Genomic DNA, 17,464 nt, shown 5'->3' with positions numbered 1-17,464 from the left:
CCCGCTCAAGAAAGGATAGTAGTTTACTACGTAGCAGCCTAGCGAAGGGTTCACCGAGCGACAACCGTAGCCGGCACGATGAATTATACGACATTCGAGGCAAATGCGGGAAGATAGCTCAACCTACGGCAATTTCCGCCCCAGTTTGCCATTGCGAGCCGTCCCTTTCGACACGGTGGTAGAGAGTGTCCCGCTCGACGGGTTCTCTTCCGGCCTCCTCAATCAGCCTGCGGATAGCCTCAACAGAGAGGATTTCAGGCGTTTCGGCCCCCGCGTCGTGGTATATCAGCTCGTGACGCACTGTGCCGTCGATGTCGTCGGCACCGTAGGCTAGGGCGACCTGGGCAGTCCCAACGCCCAGCATGATCCAGTACGCCTTCATGTGCGGTACGTTGTCGAGCATCAGCCTACTAATGGCCATCGTACGAAGATCCATTGGACCCGAGGGCTTGGTAATGTGGCTCAGTCCCGTGTTGTCGGGATGAAACGCCAGCGGAATGAACGTTTGGAATCCACCTGTTTCGTCTTGCAAATCGCGTAGCCGAATCAAGTGATCGATGCGGTGATAAGGCTGTTCGATGTGGCCATAGAGCATGGTGCAGTTAGAACGCAGCCCTAGCTCGTGGGCTGTGCGATGGGTCTCAAACCAACGGGCCGAGTCAGCCTTGTGCTCGCAGATTTGTTGGCGGACTTCAGGATGGAAAATCTCGGCGCCTCCACCGGGGAGGCTGCCCAGGCCCGCGTCGATCATGTCTTCCAGCACCCAGCGGATTGGCTTCTGCGTTTGCCGAGCAAACCAGTCAATTTCCACAGGTGTCCAGGCCTTGAGGTGCAATTCTGGATAGGCTTCGTGCAGCACGCTGAGCACTCTGCGGTACCAATCATACTTGGCCTGATGGTGCAGTCCGCCGACGATGTGCATTTCTGTCGACCCGGCATCGACGGCTTCCTGTCCACGGGCGAGGATCTGCTCGTCGTTCATCCAGTATCCCTTTTCATCGCGGAGATCGGCCCGAAATGCACAGAAAGTGCAGCGATAGACGCATACGTTGGTGGGATTCAGATGCGTGTTGATGTTGTAATAGGCAAAATTACCGTTCTTGCGCTCACGAACTAGATTGGCCAGTTCCCCCAATTCGGGGAGAGGCACCTCACGTTGGTAGAGCAAAACACCATCGTCGAGCGAAAGCCGCTCGCCGGCTTCTACTTTTTCGCGAATCGGCTGCAAGATGGGAGAAGATGTACGGAGCATAGAAATAGGTGGTCTGTTGTGAGTGATTTGGGGGCGAGCCGGGTCGTCCTCGACCCCGATTCATTGACGCCTTAGTTGATTCAGCATTATCACCTGCTACCTAGCCAAAGGTCCAGGGTGCTAACCGCAAAGAGTCCTAGACTGATCACTGCATTCACCTGAAAAAACGCGACATTGACGCGATCCAAGTCATCGGGTCGCACCAAAGCATGTTCATAGACCAAGAGACCTGCCACGGCAGATAACGCTATCCAGTAAAGTACTCCAAAGTGGGGATAAACGATTGGCAGCAAGGCTAGTAGTAGAACCGTTCCTCCATGGCAGGTAGCAGCAAGCTTCAGCGATCGGTCGATTCCTAGTCTAGCGGGGATGCTGCGCAGGCCCTGAGAGCGGTCGAACTCGAAATCTTGACATGCGTAGATGATGTCGAAACCCGTCACCCAAGTAAGAACCGCTCCACCCAATACCAGAGCTGGGAGAAGATCAGCGGGATTCCCTAATACAATACTACCCCGAATAGCGATCCAGACTGCTATGGGCGATAGTGCCAGTGCGGTTCCTAGCCATACATGAGCGAGTGAAGTGAACCGTTTGGCTAGACTATATCCGCAGATAAATACGAGCACTGGCACACTCAGGTAAAGCGGAAGAGGATTGGGGAGAAAAAGTAACGTGCTAGCGATGAACGCTAAGCCGCAAGCTGCGGTGAATGTCGCTACTTGGGGCACGCTGAGGATCCCGGCCGGGAGGTGCCGTCCGGAAGTACGGGGGTTCTCGGCGTCAAGTCGACGGTCGACCAATCGATTGAAAGCCATCGCAGCACTGCGGGCGGTGATCATGCAGAGAAGAATTCCCAGGAGTTCCTGCCATCGCATCTGAAAGGCCGGCAAGTTTTCCGTTGAAGGCGATATCTCCGAAAGGCCTTGGTAATTCGCCATGGCCTCTCTCACATTGGAATCAAGATAAGCGAATCTTAGAGCCCGGAGTTTCCAGGCCATCATTGCTGCCAGAAGTGCAAAAGGCAACGCAAACAAGGTGTGGCTAAAGCGAATCAGCGATAAAAGGTTGCGGATCGTTTGCAGCATGAGATCAATCGGGGGCAAGTACGCCCCGGCTCGCGAAGATTATTCCACACCCCAACGATTAATCAGGCAATTATCAATGCCGAGCTGATCGCAGAGTCTTGCGACCATGAAGTCGACCAAGTCACGAAGGGTTGTCACTCCGTGATACCAACCAGGGGCGGCAGGCATGACGATCGCTCCAGCTAAGGTAACTAGACGCATGTTTTCAATTTGTGGCAGCGAAAGGGGAGTCTCGCGGGGGACGATGATAAGTTTACGTCGTTCTTTTAGGTGAACTTCGGCTGCTCGTTGGATCAGATTCCCTGCAGAACTGTGGGCAACGGCACTGAGCGTTGTTCCCGAGCAAGGACAGACGATCATTCCCTGGGTTAGAAAAGACCCACTAGCTATGGGTGCTTGGAAGTCTTGGAAGTGGTGATAGAAAATATCGCCGACGCGGCCCGATTCTACAGAGAGAACGTTGCTATCTGCCGTGCCGATGCCAGCACTAGCTTGCAAGAGTTGAATCTTACTATCCGAGGCATGCTTCACATCGTCGAGCATCAACTGTGCAGGCTTAAAATCCTCCAGGTCAACACTTAGATCCATTTCCTCTCGAATGACATGGGCACCGCTGGGACTAATCGAGAGGTGAACGTCGTGCCCCGTAGCGAGCAGTACTTCTATCAATCTCACACTGTAAACAGCGCCGCTGGCACCTGTGATTCCAACGCATACTCTTCTTGGTCTGTTTGCCATAAAAAAACGATCCCCGAAGAATTCACTTTCTACTTGAAGGCTACGGCTTTGTGCCGACGTATAGTGTCGCAACTCCTAGCGTAAGTCCCCGGAATCCCACGTCAACCAGCCCCGCGTCGCGCATTCGCTCAGCCAACTCCTCACCCTGTAAGAATTGGCCAACACTTGTCGGCAGATAGTCGTAGGCCGCATGGGAGTTCCTCGCGATCAGTTGGCCAATTCGGGGCAAAACATGCCGGAAATACCAGTTGTAAAAGGCACCAAAAGGTTGCCAGCTCGGAGTTGAAAACTCCAGCACAGCTACCTTGCCGCCTGGAGCACAGACACGCACCATCTCGGCGAGGCCTTGGTCGGTGTCTGCCACGTTGCGCAATCCAAACGCCACCGAGACGATATCGAACTGGTCATCATCAAGGGGAATCTGCTGTGCATCGGCCTCGATGAAATTGACTGCTGAAGCATTCGACTTCATTCCTTTTTCACGTCCAATCGCAAGCATTGGCAGACAGAAATCGGCACCGATAATCTGAGCCTTTCCTTTTGCTGCTTTGTTGTAGGCAAAAGCCAGGTCGCCTGTCCCGGTGCAGAGGTCGAGAATTCTCGCCTCAGGATGCGGAGGAACCGCCCGCACAGTACGCCACCTCCAGTACTTGTCAATGTTGAGTGACAATAAGTGATTCAAGAAATCATAGCGCGCGGCGATCTCTCCGAACATTTCCCGTACGCGGTTGCCAGATTTATCGACGGTTGCCATGGAGATTGGGATTTTGAGGTGGGAGGTTTGGACAGCGTTACCTGTCATTCTCATCAGTATCGCAGTAGAATGGCTGACCTGCTAGCGCTAACCACCTGGAACTCTCCGATACAATGGGTTTATTCGGGGGCAGGGACGCCCCGACTCGTAGTTCCACAATCCCTCAATCCGAATTCCGCATTCCCTTGATTCTCAACGTCCACTACTTGCCGCAGTTTGTTGCCGAGAGCGATCTGGCAGGCAGTACAGTGATTGTCGTCGATCTGCTGCGGGCTTCCACGACCATTTGTCACGCATTGAAAGCCGGGGCGTCGGCTGTTGTGCCCTTACTGGAAATTGGTGACGTGGCAGACCGTGTGGAGAAACTGGGACGTGAAAATGTCGTACTGGGTGGTGAGCGGGGCGGGGAATTGATCGAAGGTTTTGATTTGGGAAATTCTCCGGCGGAGTACACTCCCGATCAAGTATTTGGCCGTACTGTGCTGTTCACCACGACCAATGGCACACGGGCTCTGCTTCATTCTCGTATTGCAGAACGGGTCTTCGTGGGAGCAGCGGTGAACCGGGTCGCAGTTGCCACCGCAGTACTTTCTGCTCAGCGGGTCGACATACTTTGCGCGGGGACAAATGGAATTGTCACCCGTGAGGATATCTTGGCTGCCGGGGCAATCACGGATGAGATGTTGCGGCTTTCAGGACCTGATCTCTGGCAAACAAACGAATGGGCAGATTCTGCTCATCGGGAATGGCAGGAACTATTGATTGGGGCAAAGGCTAACCGTCGCTCGCCAAGTGAGCAGTTAGCCTGGGAATTGAAAAGCACGCCAGGCGGGAAAAATCTCTTGGCCATTGGCCATGAGGAGGATCTTCGCCTTTGTGCTCAGCTAGATACACTCGCCGTAGTCCCCGAATGGGACAGTAGCACGGGGCAAATCACGCTGCGGTAGACGTTTTGCAACCTCTCCAGTTACACTTGCGGTTTCGCAATTTACCGCGGCTACAATCTTGAAGGCGATCAGACATGGAAATGGAAAAGTTGGTCTCGCTCTGCAAACGGCGAGGATTCTTATTTCAATCGAGTGAAATCTACGGTGGTCTCAACGGCTTCTGGGACTACGGCCCGTTGGGCGTGGAGCTCAAACGCAACATCAAGAACGCTTGGTGGCAGGATATGGTGACGGGCCACGACGAAATGGCTATTTCGCAAGGCGCCCCAAGTACCTATGAAATGACCGGGCTAGACTGCACGATCATCATGCATCCACAAGTGTGGAAGTGTTCGGGGCATTTTGATTTGTTCTGCGACATGATGGTCGATTGCCGCGAATCGAAGAAACGCTACCGATTTGATCAACTTCGAGGCCGATGGGTAGAAGCCAAAGGAAAAAAGGTATTTGTCACGACATTGGCCGAGGCGGAAGAAGAAGACGCTGACTTGGAACGCCGAGCACTAAAGGCATTCAATCTGCGTGCAAAGGATACTGCCCAACTGATTTGGGAAGGTACTGTACTCTCTTTGGATAAGGTGGACAGCCTGGAGGCAGTGTTTGCACCAGAAGCCAAGGAGATTGGCACACTTACCGAGCCTCGCGAATTCAATCTCATGTTTCCCACCACCATTGGAGCACTGGCTGGGGAGGAGGGCCGGGCGTTTTTACGTCCGGAAACGGCCCAAGGAATTTTTGTCAATTTCAAGAATGTGATCGACAGCACTCGGGTTAAAATCCCCTTCGGCATCGCGCAAGTGGGCAAGAGTTTTCGCAATGAAATCACGCCGCGGAATTTTACCTTCCGTAGTCGAGAGTTCGAGCAGATGGAAATCGAGTTTTTCTGTCATCCTGATGAGTCGCGCAAATGGTACGAATATTGGCGTGATCGTCGGATGAAGTGGTACACAAATTTGGGCCTGGCCGGGGACAGATTGCAATTGCGCGAACATGATAAAGACGAGCTGAGCCACTATTCAGTCGGCACGGCCGATATTGAGTATGCTTTTCCTTTTCTCCCCGACGGAGAATATGGCGAGTTAGAAGGAATCGCCCACCGTGGCGATTTTGATCTCCGCAGCCACATGGAGGGCAAGCTCGTCAAGAACGCCCAGGGTTGCCTGGAAGTTGAACTCGGCGAAGATGGAAAACCGAAATATCGGGGGAGTGGTCGCGATTTGCAGTACCGCGATGAAGTGACCAATGAGCGTTTCACACCGCATGTGATCGAGCCATCTGCGGGTGCCGATCGAGGAGCATTGGCCTTTCTGTGCGAGGCGTACACCGAAGACGCTGCTCCCGATGACAAAGGGCAGATGCAGACACGTGTGGTGATGAAATTCCATCCACGCATCGCCCCGATCAAAGCAGCCGTTTTCCCCCTAGTAAAGAAAGACGGCATGCCCGAGGTAGCTCAAGAAATCTATCGAGCTCTCAAAAAACGCTTTCCTGCATTTTACGATGAGAAAGGGGCCGTTGGTCGCCGCTACCGTCGCCAGGACGAAGCGGGCACTCCTTACTGCATTACCGTCGACGGGCAGTCACTAACGGATCAGACGGTCACCATTCGCGACCGGGATACGCTGGAACAATGGCGCGTGAAAGTGGATGACGTGGTCGAAGAAATTGCGAGCCGAGTTAGCTAGGGTCTGAGAGAGTTAGCCCCCGATTCGCTCAGCAAGCTGATCAACTTGCCCGCGCAGATTGGCGACCAACATGTGCGGATTCGCCACTTGGCTAAAGTGGTGATAGTAGTTCTGACTGGCAGAGAGTTGGCCCGCTGAGAGAGAGCCAGCCATTTCGTGGATTTCGACTAACTGTTCGTCAACTCCCCGCAATTGATGATTCAGACGGCGACTGTTGTACCAGAGTCGCGTGGCCATCCAGGTGAGCGCCACAATCAGCAGACCTTCGGCCGCGATAGTGGTCGTCATTCCCCACTGCCAGACTTGGGCCAAGTCGAAAGCCGCTGAACCAGCGAGTACCAACACTCCGGCTGCAAATCCTACTGTTCCAATCGCAAGTAAGCAGCATAGCAACCAGGAAGTTTGAGTACTGTTGGACAATTCATCTTGCTGGGCCTGCTTCGCAACTTGCCGAAGTTGAGGAGCATCGCTAGCGTCGTTACTCATCGATAAGGAACGCCACGAGCCTGATGCTGTCGGTGGTGAGCTAATACTGATTTCTGTGCGATAGGGTGAACGTAGCTGTCGCCCAATCCGTCTGAGCTTCTCGTATGACTCTCCTTGCGAGATGCTGTCGATGGGTCTCGCTGATGGTTCGTACTCATGGGGCTCCTGCTCATAGCAATCCAGCGAAATTCCCGTGTCAGCAACATCTGCTAGGTTGCCCAGATTGAGTTCCCTACGGCAACAAGGACACACTAGAGGTCCTTGGGAAGAACGTGCCACGGCTGGCACATCTTGCTGGCATTGGCGGCACCACATGTGCGAAGAATCCTTGCGAACGATGAGTCGGCTTCACAGTGCACCTAGCCGGATCGCCACGCGATCCGGGAAAGTGTCTCATTCCCGGGGCCAGGTGTGACTCCGGCTGGGGCACTATCATAGAGAGAATCGACCACTGCAGTTGTTAAACTGTAACGATTCTGCTGATTGCGTAGCAAGCGAGTGGCGGTGCTAGCATCAATCGGAAAGCGGAGCTTCGACTGTCTCCGGCATAACCCAATCTCCTCGCAGCCAATCGACGATCAGACCAATAGCTTTGTCATCGAGTTGGTTCATCCGAGGATCGTCGTGCGGTGCAAAGGCAGGCATGCGGTCGTTGTACTCGCCATAGAAGCGTTCAGAAGCAGGATTACGGATGAATTCGATCATCCACTCGCGGGACATGTAGCCCGTGAGGTCAGGTGCCGAACCGAGCTCTCCCTCATCGTGGTACTTGTGGCAGTCGATGCAACTCATACCGCTCTCCAGGACTTCGGCAAGACCGCCAGCAATTAGCTCTCGTCCTCTCGTTGCCTGTTCTTCTAGTTCTTTCAGGCCATCTGGATGGACCAGTCTTGTTGTACCGGCGTCTAGCCACAAAGCGATGCTGATACTGGCAAACGCCTCATCAACAGCTTTTCGTTCTTCTTCAGACAATTCTTCTCCATGGGCCTCTTGAATGAAGCTGACCATTTCGCCTTGGGCAAATGGAGAATTCTCATAGCCAAAATGGTTTCTGTCCGTGATCAGTTGGGGGCTCATGAATGATTGCATCCAAAGCTTGTCACCGACTCCCCAAAGATTGGGAGCTGTTGGCTTGGGGCTAATAATCTCGACCAGGTTGAGTCCAAAATTTTGTGCGGTACGGCTGAACTCTTTCGGATCGAATTCGATATCAAACTTATGTCGGCCGTCGACTTCGTGCGTGTGACAACCCGCACAGTGTTGAGTAAACAACTTGGGCCCCTGCAAAAAAGGATCCTCTGCCATGAGAGTAAGGGCACCCGTAGGAGGAATCTTTTCGGGTGATTGGGCCAGCGCAATGACCCGTTCCGCTTCATGTTCGGCTTCCTGCTTCGCATCGAGAAACGCTTGCGAGGCATCGTATTTGTCCGAATTCGCTTCAGTCCGTTCATACCACGTAGCAAAATAATCATCGCGAATAGCTTGGGCAGTTAACAAAATAATTCCCCCTAGTAGGACCACAAGCAGTCCCACATTGAACAGGTGCCCGCCACGACTACGTCCAATCCACGGCATCAGGAAAAGAAGCGTGACCACTGCGCCGGGGATCACAAAGGCTCCCCAAACTTCCAATTCGCCTGGAAACCATTTCAAGAACTGGAACAGGAACAAGAAATACCATTCTGGACGCGCGGCGTTGTAGGGGGTCGCAGGGTCAGCTGGTGCGGTCAGTTCCGCTTCCCCGCTATAGATCGTCAAGGCTAAGACTGCTGCCAGAACCCCAAGGGCCGCCACACTGTCTTTGAGCAATTGATCGGGCCAAAACATGGCGTCGGGACCCTTGAGGGGTTCGGTTGCATGGAGTCCATGTCGGCGAAACAGGGCAATGTGCGGCACCAAGAGGGCAATCAAGAGCCCTGGCAACACCCCGGCATGGAGTGCTAGAAACCGAGTCAGCGTGTGATGCCCATAGTCGACACCTCCGATGGCAAGTTTCTTGACCTCCGGGCCGACGATAGGTGCCTGACTAGCCAAGTTGGTACCGACGCTCGTGGCCCAGTAGCCCTTCTGATCCCAAGGCAGGAGATAACCTGTGAGAGAAAGCCCAAATACGACGAGCATCAGCGCCACGCCGATGACGAAATTCAATTCTCGCGGGGCACGATAAGCCCCGTCCCAAACGACCTGAGCAAAATGGATCGCTAAAAGTACCACCATCGCGTGGGCCATGTAGTGGTGCAGACCACGCAACAACCAGCCGCCTGGCATCTCATATTGAATATAAAAGACACTTTCCCAGGCAGTTTGAGTACTGGGGCTGTAGGCCATCCAGAGAAACGTACCAGTAATCATTTGTGCCACAAAGGCGATCACTAGTGTGCTACCCCACACATAGCGCCACCTCGCCCCGCCGGGAACGCGCTCGTAGAGCGCTTCATGCAGCAGGCTGCGCACGCCGGTTCGATCATCGAGCCAATCTACGAGACTACGCAGGTGAGAACTCATGCGGTGCGGATTGCCTCTTTGTGGCCAGTTTGGAAATCGATGAATTCAATCCAGACTTCGACTGCCTCGTTGTCGTCCGCAGAAGCGACAGATCGAAGTTCCACCGGAAGACGGTCCATGCCACGGGGAGCCACTTCTGCATCGCCTCGTTCACGTGATCCGTCTAGCTTGAAGGCACTTGTATGGCATGGGCAGCGAAACAAGTCATCCCCGGGCTTGTAGCCGATAAAGCAACCTGCGTGGGGGCATTTAGCAGTAAGGGCTATTGGCTCAGCCTCTCCCTTATTGCGAACTAAGTAAACAGATCCGATTCGCTGTTCAGGGTACTTCGTCCAGGCATCTACGTGGTCAGCCACGATCGGGAAGCTGCGTGGCATGCCATCATCAGGAATCTGGCTTAGTAGCGCGACACGCACTTTTGGGCTGGTGTTCTTTTTGAGCAGAGGTGAAAGAAATGTGACAACCCCGGCCACTAAGGGTGTGGCAATTGCCACACCGCCTGCGACTACCGCAGCGAGCATTTCAAAAAATGTTCGGCGGTTCCACGACACGGTTTTGATTTCTGTTCTGGCTGTTTTGGCTTCTTTCATTTCAACTCTGCTTCCAACACTTTGAGCACTGCAGTGCGGGCTTCGGCAAGACTCCCTTCGTAGGCAATCCCGGCAGCAGCCTTATGTCCTCCGCCCCCAAACTGTTCAGCGACGGCACGCACGTCGAAATCTGTGCGACTACGAAGGCTCACTTTCGTGATGCGATTGAGCTCTACAAACATCACGGCAACTTGACTCCCAGCGACAGTTAACAACGTATTTATTACGTCCTCTGTGTCGGCTGGTTCAGCACCCGTTTCGGTAAAATCCTGCTGAAAGATCTCTGTGACCATTAGTTTCCCACCTACGAGCGGCTTGATGTTCTCTAATATGCGGGCTCTCAGCTTGAGCCGTGCCAAAGTATGTCGTTCGTAGAGGGCCGCAAAAACTTGGGGGGGACTGGCCCCTGCGGCTACAAGTTGAGCCAGTGCCGAGAATGTCTTTTCGGTGACCGAGGCAAACCGGAACCAGCCAGTGTCTGTTGCAATTGCTGTAAACAACTGATGGGCTATCGACGGGGTGACGGAAACATTCAAGGCATTGCAAAGCTCGAGAATCAAGCGACCGGTTGCTTCTGAAGTCGAGTCCTTGAATACGGTCGCCTTCATGTCGTCCTGGCTCACATGGTGATCGATCACCACACGGATGCCGGAGAATCTCTTCACGACCTCGGCCATGGGACCCAGTTGAACCCAAGCACTTGTGTCAAGGACCATGAGTACTTCGGTGTCTTGCAAATCTGAAGCTGTCACTCCAGACTCCAGAGTTTCGATGCGATTTTCAGCGTCGATAAAGCTAATATGCCGGGGCACTTCGTCGCCGTTGACAATGCGGACTTTTTTGCCAAGTTGCTCCAGAATCTCGGCCATGGCCAATTCGCTGCCTAGCGCATCACAATCAGCTCGACAATGCGATGTCAGGAGAAACGACTCATGTTCGCCAATGATTTTTTGGAGTGGTTGCCAATCGATGGTCATGAAGTCTCCGAACCCAATTCACGGGAAGTAATTTCGCGAGTCCGGTGAACATCTTGCTCAAGCTGAGCAACCAGAGACGCTTCGCTTTCAAACGTACAAGTATTACGTATCTGATCAACAAACTCAACTTCCAAAGGCTGGCCGTACAACACATCGTGAAAATCAAGGAGATGAATCTCCACTTTTAACGCTGCTTCACCGAATGTGGGATTGGGTCCGATATGAATGGCCGCGGGATAACTGGTCGTATTCAACCAAGCTCTACCGGCATAGACCCCAACTCCGGGAAGCAATGTATCAATCGCCTCGAGATTGGCCGTGGGAAATCCCAGCTTTGCACCGCGTCCTGCTCCATGAGTCACCATCCCCCGAATTCGGTAGGGTGCCGAGAGCAAACCCCTAGCATTGGCAACTTTCCCATCGGCGATGAGTTCCCGGATTCGTGAACTCGAAACCAGACCTCCATCAATTTCTACTGGAGGGACAACGTCGAGAGTCAATCCAGCCCTAGAAGCAAGTTGAGAAAGTAATTCTACATTTCCTTCCCTGTTGTGCCCAAAGTAGAAATTTGGTCCTTCCACGATCGCCCTTGCCTGGAGCAAATTACACACGATCGAGTCAAAGAATTCTTGGGCAGACAATCGCAATAGTTGCTCGTCGGTCGGGTACGCAACAACTTTATTCACCCCGTGCTCAGCAAGCAATTGAGCCTTTCGCTCGGTCCAGGTGAGCGGCGGAGGGCATTGTTCTGGCCGCAGCAGTCGCACAGGGTGGGGATCGAAAGTGAAGACGATGGCAGGACCATTTACTTCGCGAGCCCGTTCGATTAGCCGTCGCACAATCTCCAAGTGACCTCGATGGACGCCGTCAAAATTACCAATAGCGACCGCTCCATGGCGAGCTGCTTCTGGGAAATATTCAAGATCGCGAATGATTGGCAAGAGGTTTACTCGAAGTGAGGAAGTTATTGTCTAGTGACACAAGAATGCTCGACAGCTAAGTCTCGATTATTCTGCCACTCGTCGGTTCGGTCAACGAGGTAAGTTTGATATGCAATCCAACGAATTACTGCTTTTTCTCAAAGGAAGTGGCTCTACTTGTTTTTTATTGCATGTTATGCTGTTAATAGCACTGGGTAGGTCGCTATCGTTCAATAGAAATGATCGTCAAGCTCTTTCTAGGATCAGCACACAAGGATGTCACAATAATAATGCCCGAACAGCAAACTTATCTAACTTCCGATATTATTCCACGTCTGGCCGCAATTGATGTCGGTAGCAACAGCATCCGGCTCGTCGTGGCCGAGGCGTTGGCGGATGGTCGCTACAGGGTGCTGGATGAAGAGCGAGAAACACCCCGTCTCGGCAGATCTTTGGCGTCTACGGGGAAACTTGATGACGCGTCGATCGCCGACTCGCTGGCAGCCTTACGTCGTTTTCTGTCTATCGTCCAAGGTCTGAGTGTGGAGAACTTGCGAGCGATCGCCACCTGTGCAGTACGAGAAGCCACCAACGGCGCTGAATTCTGCAAACTCGTCAAGGAACAATTGAACCTGACGTTAGAGGTCATCAGCTCGCAGAAGGAAGCACATCTGGCATTTCACAGTGTGCGACGACGATTTGATCTGACGGGCAAGAACACACTGTTAGCAGATATTGGTGGGGGAAGCACCGAGCTAGTCCTTGCCAGTGGTGAATTGATCGAGGCCATCTATGGCACCAAGCTGGGTGCAGTTCGACTCAATGAGAAGTTCGGCGGTGGTCAGGCACTGGCCGGGGACGATTTCAAGAGAATGGTCCGTTGGGTAAATCGTGAGTTGCGTAGGACGACAGAAAAACCTTCGGCGCCACTTCACCTCTTGATCGGTTCAGGTGGAACCTTTACGAGCCTGGCGGGAATGGTGATGGCTGCTAGGGGGCAGTCGCGGCTACCTGTGGGGGGGTGTCAGATTCCACGGGCTGAATTGCGGCATTTGATAGATCGTTTGCGAAAAATGTCTCTCAAACAGCGACGCGAGGTTCCCGGGCTTAACCCTGATCGCGCGGATATAATCGTACCAGGCATGACAGTCGTCGATTGCGTCATGCGGAGATTCAAGTTGAACTTGCTACAAGTCCATTCGTTCGGAGTACGCGATGGTTTGCTCTTATCGATGATTGAGGAGATGCAAGGACGCACACGGCAGGATATTCCTGCCAACGACAATGCCCAGCTTGAACGCTTTGCCTCAGCTTGCGGAGTGGAACTCGCACATGCCCAACAAGTTGCCCGGTTGGCAGGAGAGATCTATGCTGGCTTGTGTGAGCATTTCGAAATCGACAGTGAGGATCGCCGACTTCTGGAGTCTGCTGCTCGTCTTCAAGACGTAGGATATCTCATCAACTATGACGGTCATCACAAACATTCATATCACCTCATCCTTCACAGTCATTTGGAAGGATTCCGTCCTGAGGAGATCGAGATCATTGCCAATGTGGCTCGATATCACCGCGGTGCGCTGCCTAAGAGAAAGCATGAGAATTTCCGCCGACTCTGTGACGAAGATCAGCAACGTGTGTTGCGAATGGCCGCTGTATTGCGGCTGGCGGGAGGTCTGGATCGGAGCCACAATCAAACTGTGGAAAAGGTTGAGGTTCGGATGGCGGATGATTTGTTGGAATTGATCGTCGAAGCCAAAGAATATCCAGAGACTGATCTATGGGCTGCCCGTCGCCGGTTGGGGATGTTCGAGAAGGTTTACGACTCAGAACTCGCAATCGAATGGGCGGGACAGGTCACGGCAAAGGTCTAGCAGACTCACTCTTTAGCGATTCTCGCTTTTCTTAAATGCTGCTGGCAGAGAATTCAGCAAGTCACTTGCGATCAGCGACACCTGCCCAAACGTTTCCGTGGCCAAATCCCCCGCCAGTCCGTGAACATGCACTCCCAACCGCGCTGCATCCCACAACGTCAGGCCCTGCGCCACAAGTGCAGATATAACACCGGTTAGTACGTCACCCGTGCCACCCGTTGCCATTCCTGGGTTGCCGGTCTGATTGAAGGCGACGCGATTGCCATCCGTCAGAATCGTGTGATGTCCTTTCAGCACGACGATCGTTTGACCGGTTAAGTCGCGGCGACACAAACTGGCTGCCTGCTCCGCTCTTGCGGTGGGTTCAATTGCGCAAGTCTCGCCGGTGAGACGCTTGAATTCTCCCGGATGGGGCGTGAGTATCCTCGGACCGCTCGGATGTTGTAAGCCATCCCGCCAAGCGGAGAGTGCATTGAGAGCATCTGCATCCACGATCATAGTTTCTGAGATACGGTGGTACAGCGCTTGGACCAACCGCACGGTACTTGAGTTAGTCCCCAGCCCTGGTCCGACTGCGAGACAGTTCATCTCGCTGGCATGTTCTCTGATCTCCGGTTCGAATTCTTGCAATAGCTCGTCACAGTTAACTTTACCCATGCCAATAGTCATTACGGCAGGTTCAAAACTGGCGACAGTCGCTTGTATTGAGCAAGGCACCAGCACCGTCACCAATCCTGCACCACTCCGCAGTGCAGACTTCCCGGCAAGAGCCGCTGCGCCTGCCTTGCCGCGCGAACCGCCGACTACCAACACGCGGCCATAGGAGCCTTTGTGGCTCTCAGCCTTGCGAGGAGGGAGTTGTGGAATCGGGTCGGATGTAACGTCTATGATTGACATGATAAAAAGCCACCTGCGACTTAGTAATCCCTCCGAGTAGCCACAAGGCCCGCCAAGTACCCTGCCTTGAACCCAGCATCAATATTCACGACGGCCACATTGCTCGCGCAACTATTGAGCATGGACAGTAGGGCTGACAGTCCACCTAAATTGGCTCCGTAACCAACGCTTGTGGGAACAGCAAAGACAGGGCAGCGGACATAGCCCCCCACCACACTCGGCAGCGCTCCTTCCATGCCCGCCACCACAACGATGGCATCTGTCTCAGCAAACTCCGCAAGTCGTTCCGGCAAGCGATGCGGCCCCGCTACTCCCACGTCGTGAACCATAGTCGCCCGAACTCCCATCCAATCGAGCGTTTCGCGGGCTTCCTCGGCAACGGGTAGGTCGCTTGTACCTGCAGTGATGACTGCCACGTTGCCAACCTCTGAATTGCGCGAGCTTGCGTCGATGCGCAAGGTGCGGGCGATCTTATTGTATCTCGCAGCCGGAAACTTCTCTAGAATCATGGTGGCATTGGCAGGGTCAATTCGAGTCGCCAAGACATTTTGGTCGTGAGCAAGGAGGCGCCCAGCAATTTCGTTGATTGCCTCAGGCGTCTTGCCCGGACCGAAAATCACTTCAGGAAACCCGCAGCGAGCGGCACGATTCAGATCGACGGTAGCAACTGCGGATTGACCGGTCAGGTTTCCCGCTTGGCGCAAGAACTCCTCGGCAGAGATTTCTGAAGCCGCCAACCGACCCGCAAGCAAGACTAATTGTTGTGCATCCATGCGGTTCAGTCTACCGCAACGAAGGGGTAAGCTTCTAGGCTGCCATACTCGATACAGGCTGGAAGCCTTCACCACCTGCTACGCCGCGGCAGCGAGTGTGAGCAATTCGGATTGGACCGCGCGGAGTTGTGCGTCATCAATCTGGCTTTCTTGGGCAGCAAAGCCCACCAGAAGGGCCAAATCACACAAGCGATTGATCCGGCGAGGGATACCGCCCGTGAGTTGGTGAGCAGTCTCCAGTGCCTGGGGTGTGAACAGAGGACGTGTTGCTCCTGCTGCTACGAGGCGATGTTCGATGTAGCCAGCGGTTTCCTCGCTGCTGAAGGGCTTGAGCAGCACTTTCATTTCTATCCGTTCGTCGAGGTCGTTCATCCTTTCCAGGGTGGAAATTGTGGCGACCTGCCCTATAAGTAGCAGCGTGAAGAGAGATTCATCTTCCTCACGCAAATTCATCAGCAACCGCAGAGGCTCAAGAAGTCCCGCGTCCTCCAAGAGATGGGCTTCATCAACGGCCAGGATCGCCAATTTTTTCTGCGTTCGATTTTGAACCAAAACAGTTCTTAAGGCACATAAGCTTTCTTCGATGCTAGGTCGATTGGCTCCCAACGGAGTGCCCAACTGCTCAGCCAGAAAGGCGAGCATTTCCCGTGGCGACATCAAGGGAAATACCAGGTGGGCGTGTTTGCCAAGCTTTTCGCCAAGTTGATCCACCAGCGCGTGCCATAGCAAAGTCTTGCCGATGCCAGCGGCACCCGCGAGTAGGGCAGCAGGACGGCGGTTTTCTACCGTGTATTGTAGTTTGTGCAGCGTGGAACTATGGCCAGGGCAGGGGAACAGAAACCGTCGATCGCTCGCCGGCTCAAACGGTTTTGTTTCTAGCTGCCAGTATTCTTCGTACATTAGAGACTTTCTAGTCGATGGATCAAGCAGAGTGATTGCCAATCACTCCCATGCAAGTCGTCCCGAGCAGTTTTTGTAAGGATTCGATGCTATCGGCTGTCGCTGGATCGGTCGTTCCACTCGGCGCCACGATGATCGTTGTATCGAGTCGGCAATGTTCCACCATGCTATGCACTGCTGAAACCTGCTGCGTTGATAGAGGGGAGCCAAGATCCACCAGGACAATATCGTGGTGGTAGCGGAGAACTCCGGCGATCACTGAAGTTTGAATACTTGCCAGACGTTCTTCGCACGATTCAACCGGCCCACATAAAGGGATGAGCGTCATGGCATCTGCGAGAGAATGAACTGCACACTCGGCCAGCGGGATTTCGCCTGTCAGCACGTGCTCCCATCCCTGATCGAATTCCAGTCCAAGACTAGATGCTAGATTTCCCAGAGAAAAATTCGCATCAACGACAGCCAATGAGGCACCCGTTTGAGCGATCATTCTTCCCAAGCACATGGTAACAGTCGAACAGCCGACTCCTGATTGCGTTCCCACCAGTCCGATTAGTGCGTGCCCGTTCTGAGCATTGGCCAGCAGTGAGTCTACAATGGGCGCTAGTGACTCCTTCGTGGAAACTAGCAATTGATCGGTAATCACTGGCCACTGGAAACCATCCACTTCGAAAGCAGGGCTGAATGCGGTTTGCACTGGCCGAGGGGGTGCTGCGAAAGCTGACAAGGGGCGCCGATCATTCCCTAACGGTGGGAGCAGAATTGTTTCCTCGCTTTGATCGGCATTCGAAAAACTCGCACGCTGCGCTGCAGCCACAGCAGAGAGCGTTTGTTGTCTGGCTGCATCAACCGTGGTCGTTGGCTGAGATGTCTGATTCGGTGGGTCGAAACGAAGCACGGAAGATCCGTCATGAACCTCTTTGCCAAAAAGCCGGACCGTAGCGGCTTCGTTTGGCTGATGCCTCTGAGTCCCATGGGTGGGTGGTTTGCGCGGTAGGTCTACTGCAGACGATTGATCTGCATACGCATTAATAAACGCTTGATCGATGTTGCTCATGGAGTCAATTCCTAGTACGGCGAAGTG

Annotated in this window: 16 protein-coding genes; 3 read left to right on the top strand and 13 right to left on the bottom strand. The window is 53.6% G+C overall.

All coding sequences use genetic code 11. The features are described from left to right. Positions 1–118: 118 nt before the first annotated feature. The 4 genes from mqnE to ubiE form a co-directional block, all read right to left on the bottom strand. The gene (gene mqnE / locus Pr1d_RS02025; protein ID WP_148071960.1) at positions 119–1,252 is read right to left on the bottom strand and encodes an aminofutalosine synthase MqnE; all 1,134 of its coding nucleotides are present in this window, start codon (positions 1,250–1,252) and stop codon (positions 119–121) included. A gap of 89 nt (positions 1,253–1,341) precedes the next feature. Then, positions 1,342–2,337: a UbiA-like polyprenyltransferase gene (locus Pr1d_RS02020; RefSeq protein ID WP_148071959.1), complete on the bottom strand. Its 996-nt coding sequence runs from the start codon at positions 2,335–2,337 to the stop codon at positions 1,342–1,344. A 39-nt stretch (positions 2,338–2,376) separates the two neighbouring features. Continuing rightward, positions 2,377–3,075, bottom strand: a complete 699-nt coding sequence (locus tag Pr1d_RS02015; RefSeq protein WP_148071958.1) for a UbiX family flavin prenyltransferase — start codon at positions 3,073–3,075, stop codon at positions 2,377–2,379. Between the two features lie 40 nt (positions 3,076–3,115). Then, a complete protein-coding gene (gene ubiE / locus Pr1d_RS02010) occupies positions 3,116–3,829 on the bottom strand; it encodes a bifunctional demethylmenaquinone methyltransferase/2-methoxy-6-polyprenyl-1,4-benzoquinol methylase UbiE (protein WP_238476616.1) in 714 nt (237 codons plus the stop codon). Between the two features lie 113 nt (positions 3,830–3,942). On the opposite strand from ubiE, the gene Pr1d_RS02005 reads away from it, so the two are divergent. Both Pr1d_RS02005 and Pr1d_RS02000 read left to right on the top strand, forming a co-directional pair. Further along, positions 3,943–4,776, top strand: a complete 834-nt coding sequence (locus tag Pr1d_RS02005) for a 2-phosphosulfolactate phosphatase (RefSeq protein ID WP_148071956.1) — start codon at positions 3,943–3,945, stop codon at positions 4,774–4,776. A gap of 80 nt (positions 4,777–4,856) precedes the next feature. Further along, positions 4,857–6,461 carry a glycine--tRNA ligase gene (locus tag Pr1d_RS02000; RefSeq protein ID WP_148076222.1) on the top strand — a complete coding sequence of 535 codons (1,605 nt, stop codon included), beginning with the start codon at positions 4,857–4,859 and terminating at the stop codon, positions 6,459–6,461. Positions 6,462–6,473: 12 nt separating this feature from the next. Here the strand turns inward: Pr1d_RS02000 and Pr1d_RS01995 are convergent, their stop codons facing one another. The 5 genes from Pr1d_RS01995 to Pr1d_RS01975 all read right to left on the bottom strand — a co-directional run bounded on the left by Pr1d_RS01995 (position 6,474) and on the right by Pr1d_RS01975 (position 11,960). Then, positions 6,474–7,262 (bottom strand): hypothetical protein, encoded by a 789-nt coding sequence (locus Pr1d_RS01995; RefSeq protein WP_148071955.1) that lies wholly within the window; start codon positions 7,260–7,262, stop codon positions 6,474–6,476. Positions 7,263–7,460: 198 nt separating this feature from the next. Next, entirely contained in the window at positions 7,461–9,452 is a 1,992-nt protein-coding gene (locus Pr1d_RS01990) for a cytochrome b (protein WP_148071954.1), read from the bottom strand. Continuing rightward, the gene (locus Pr1d_RS01985) at positions 9,449–10,042 is read right to left on the bottom strand and encodes a QcrA and Rieske domain-containing protein (protein WP_148071953.1); all 594 of its coding nucleotides are present in this window, start codon (positions 10,040–10,042) and stop codon (positions 9,449–9,451) included. The genes Pr1d_RS01990 and Pr1d_RS01985 overlap by 4 nt, the downstream gene beginning before the upstream one ends. Continuing rightward, positions 10,039–11,019: a DHH family phosphoesterase gene (locus tag Pr1d_RS01980; RefSeq protein WP_148071952.1), complete on the bottom strand. Its 981-nt coding sequence runs from the start codon at positions 11,017–11,019 to the stop codon at positions 10,039–10,041. Before Pr1d_RS01980 ends, Pr1d_RS01985 begins: the two co-directional genes overlap by 4 nt. After that, positions 11,016–11,960, bottom strand: a complete 945-nt coding sequence (locus Pr1d_RS01975) for a bifunctional riboflavin kinase/FAD synthetase (RefSeq protein WP_148071951.1) — start codon at positions 11,958–11,960, stop codon at positions 11,016–11,018. Before Pr1d_RS01975 ends, Pr1d_RS01980 begins: the two co-directional genes overlap by 4 nt. Positions 11,961–12,229: 269 nt before the next feature. Between Pr1d_RS01975 and Pr1d_RS01970 the strand changes: the two genes are divergently transcribed. Continuing rightward, complete coding sequence (locus Pr1d_RS01970; protein ID WP_168205005.1) at positions 12,230–13,810, top strand: Ppx/GppA phosphatase family protein; 1,581 nt, start codon at positions 12,230–12,232, stop codon at positions 13,808–13,810. 12 nt (positions 13,811–13,822) lie between these two features. On the opposite strand, the gene Pr1d_RS01965 is transcribed toward Pr1d_RS01970, so the two are convergent. The 4 genes from Pr1d_RS01965 to Pr1d_RS01950 all read right to left on the bottom strand — a co-directional run bounded on the left by Pr1d_RS01965 (position 13,823) and on the right by Pr1d_RS01950 (position 17,437). Further along, a complete protein-coding gene (locus Pr1d_RS01965; RefSeq protein ID WP_148071949.1) occupies positions 13,823–14,707 on the bottom strand; it encodes an NAD(P)H-hydrate dehydratase in 885 nt (294 codons plus the stop codon). A gap of 20 nt (positions 14,708–14,727) precedes the next feature. Beyond that, positions 14,728–15,480, bottom strand: a complete 753-nt coding sequence (gene larB / locus Pr1d_RS01960; protein ID WP_148071948.1) for a nickel pincer cofactor biosynthesis protein LarB — start codon at positions 15,478–15,480, stop codon at positions 14,728–14,730. Between the two features lie 78 nt (positions 15,481–15,558). Then, entirely contained in the window at positions 15,559–16,380 is an 822-nt protein-coding gene (locus Pr1d_RS01955) for an ExeA family protein (protein WP_148071947.1), read from the bottom strand. A gap of 22 nt (positions 16,381–16,402) precedes the next feature. Further along, positions 16,403–17,437 carry a tyrosine-protein kinase family protein gene (locus Pr1d_RS01950; protein ID WP_148071946.1) on the bottom strand — a complete coding sequence of 345 codons (1,035 nt, stop codon included), beginning with the start codon at positions 17,435–17,437 and terminating at the stop codon, positions 16,403–16,405. Positions 17,438–17,464: the final 27 nt, after the last annotated feature.

The sequence above is a fragment of the Bythopirellula goksoeyrii genome (assembly GCF_008065115.1).
Taxonomy (GTDB): domain Bacteria; phylum Planctomycetota; class Planctomycetia; order Pirellulales; family Lacipirellulaceae; genus Bythopirellula; species Bythopirellula goksoeyrii.
This window is presented reverse-complemented; position numbering and strand designations above follow the sequence as displayed.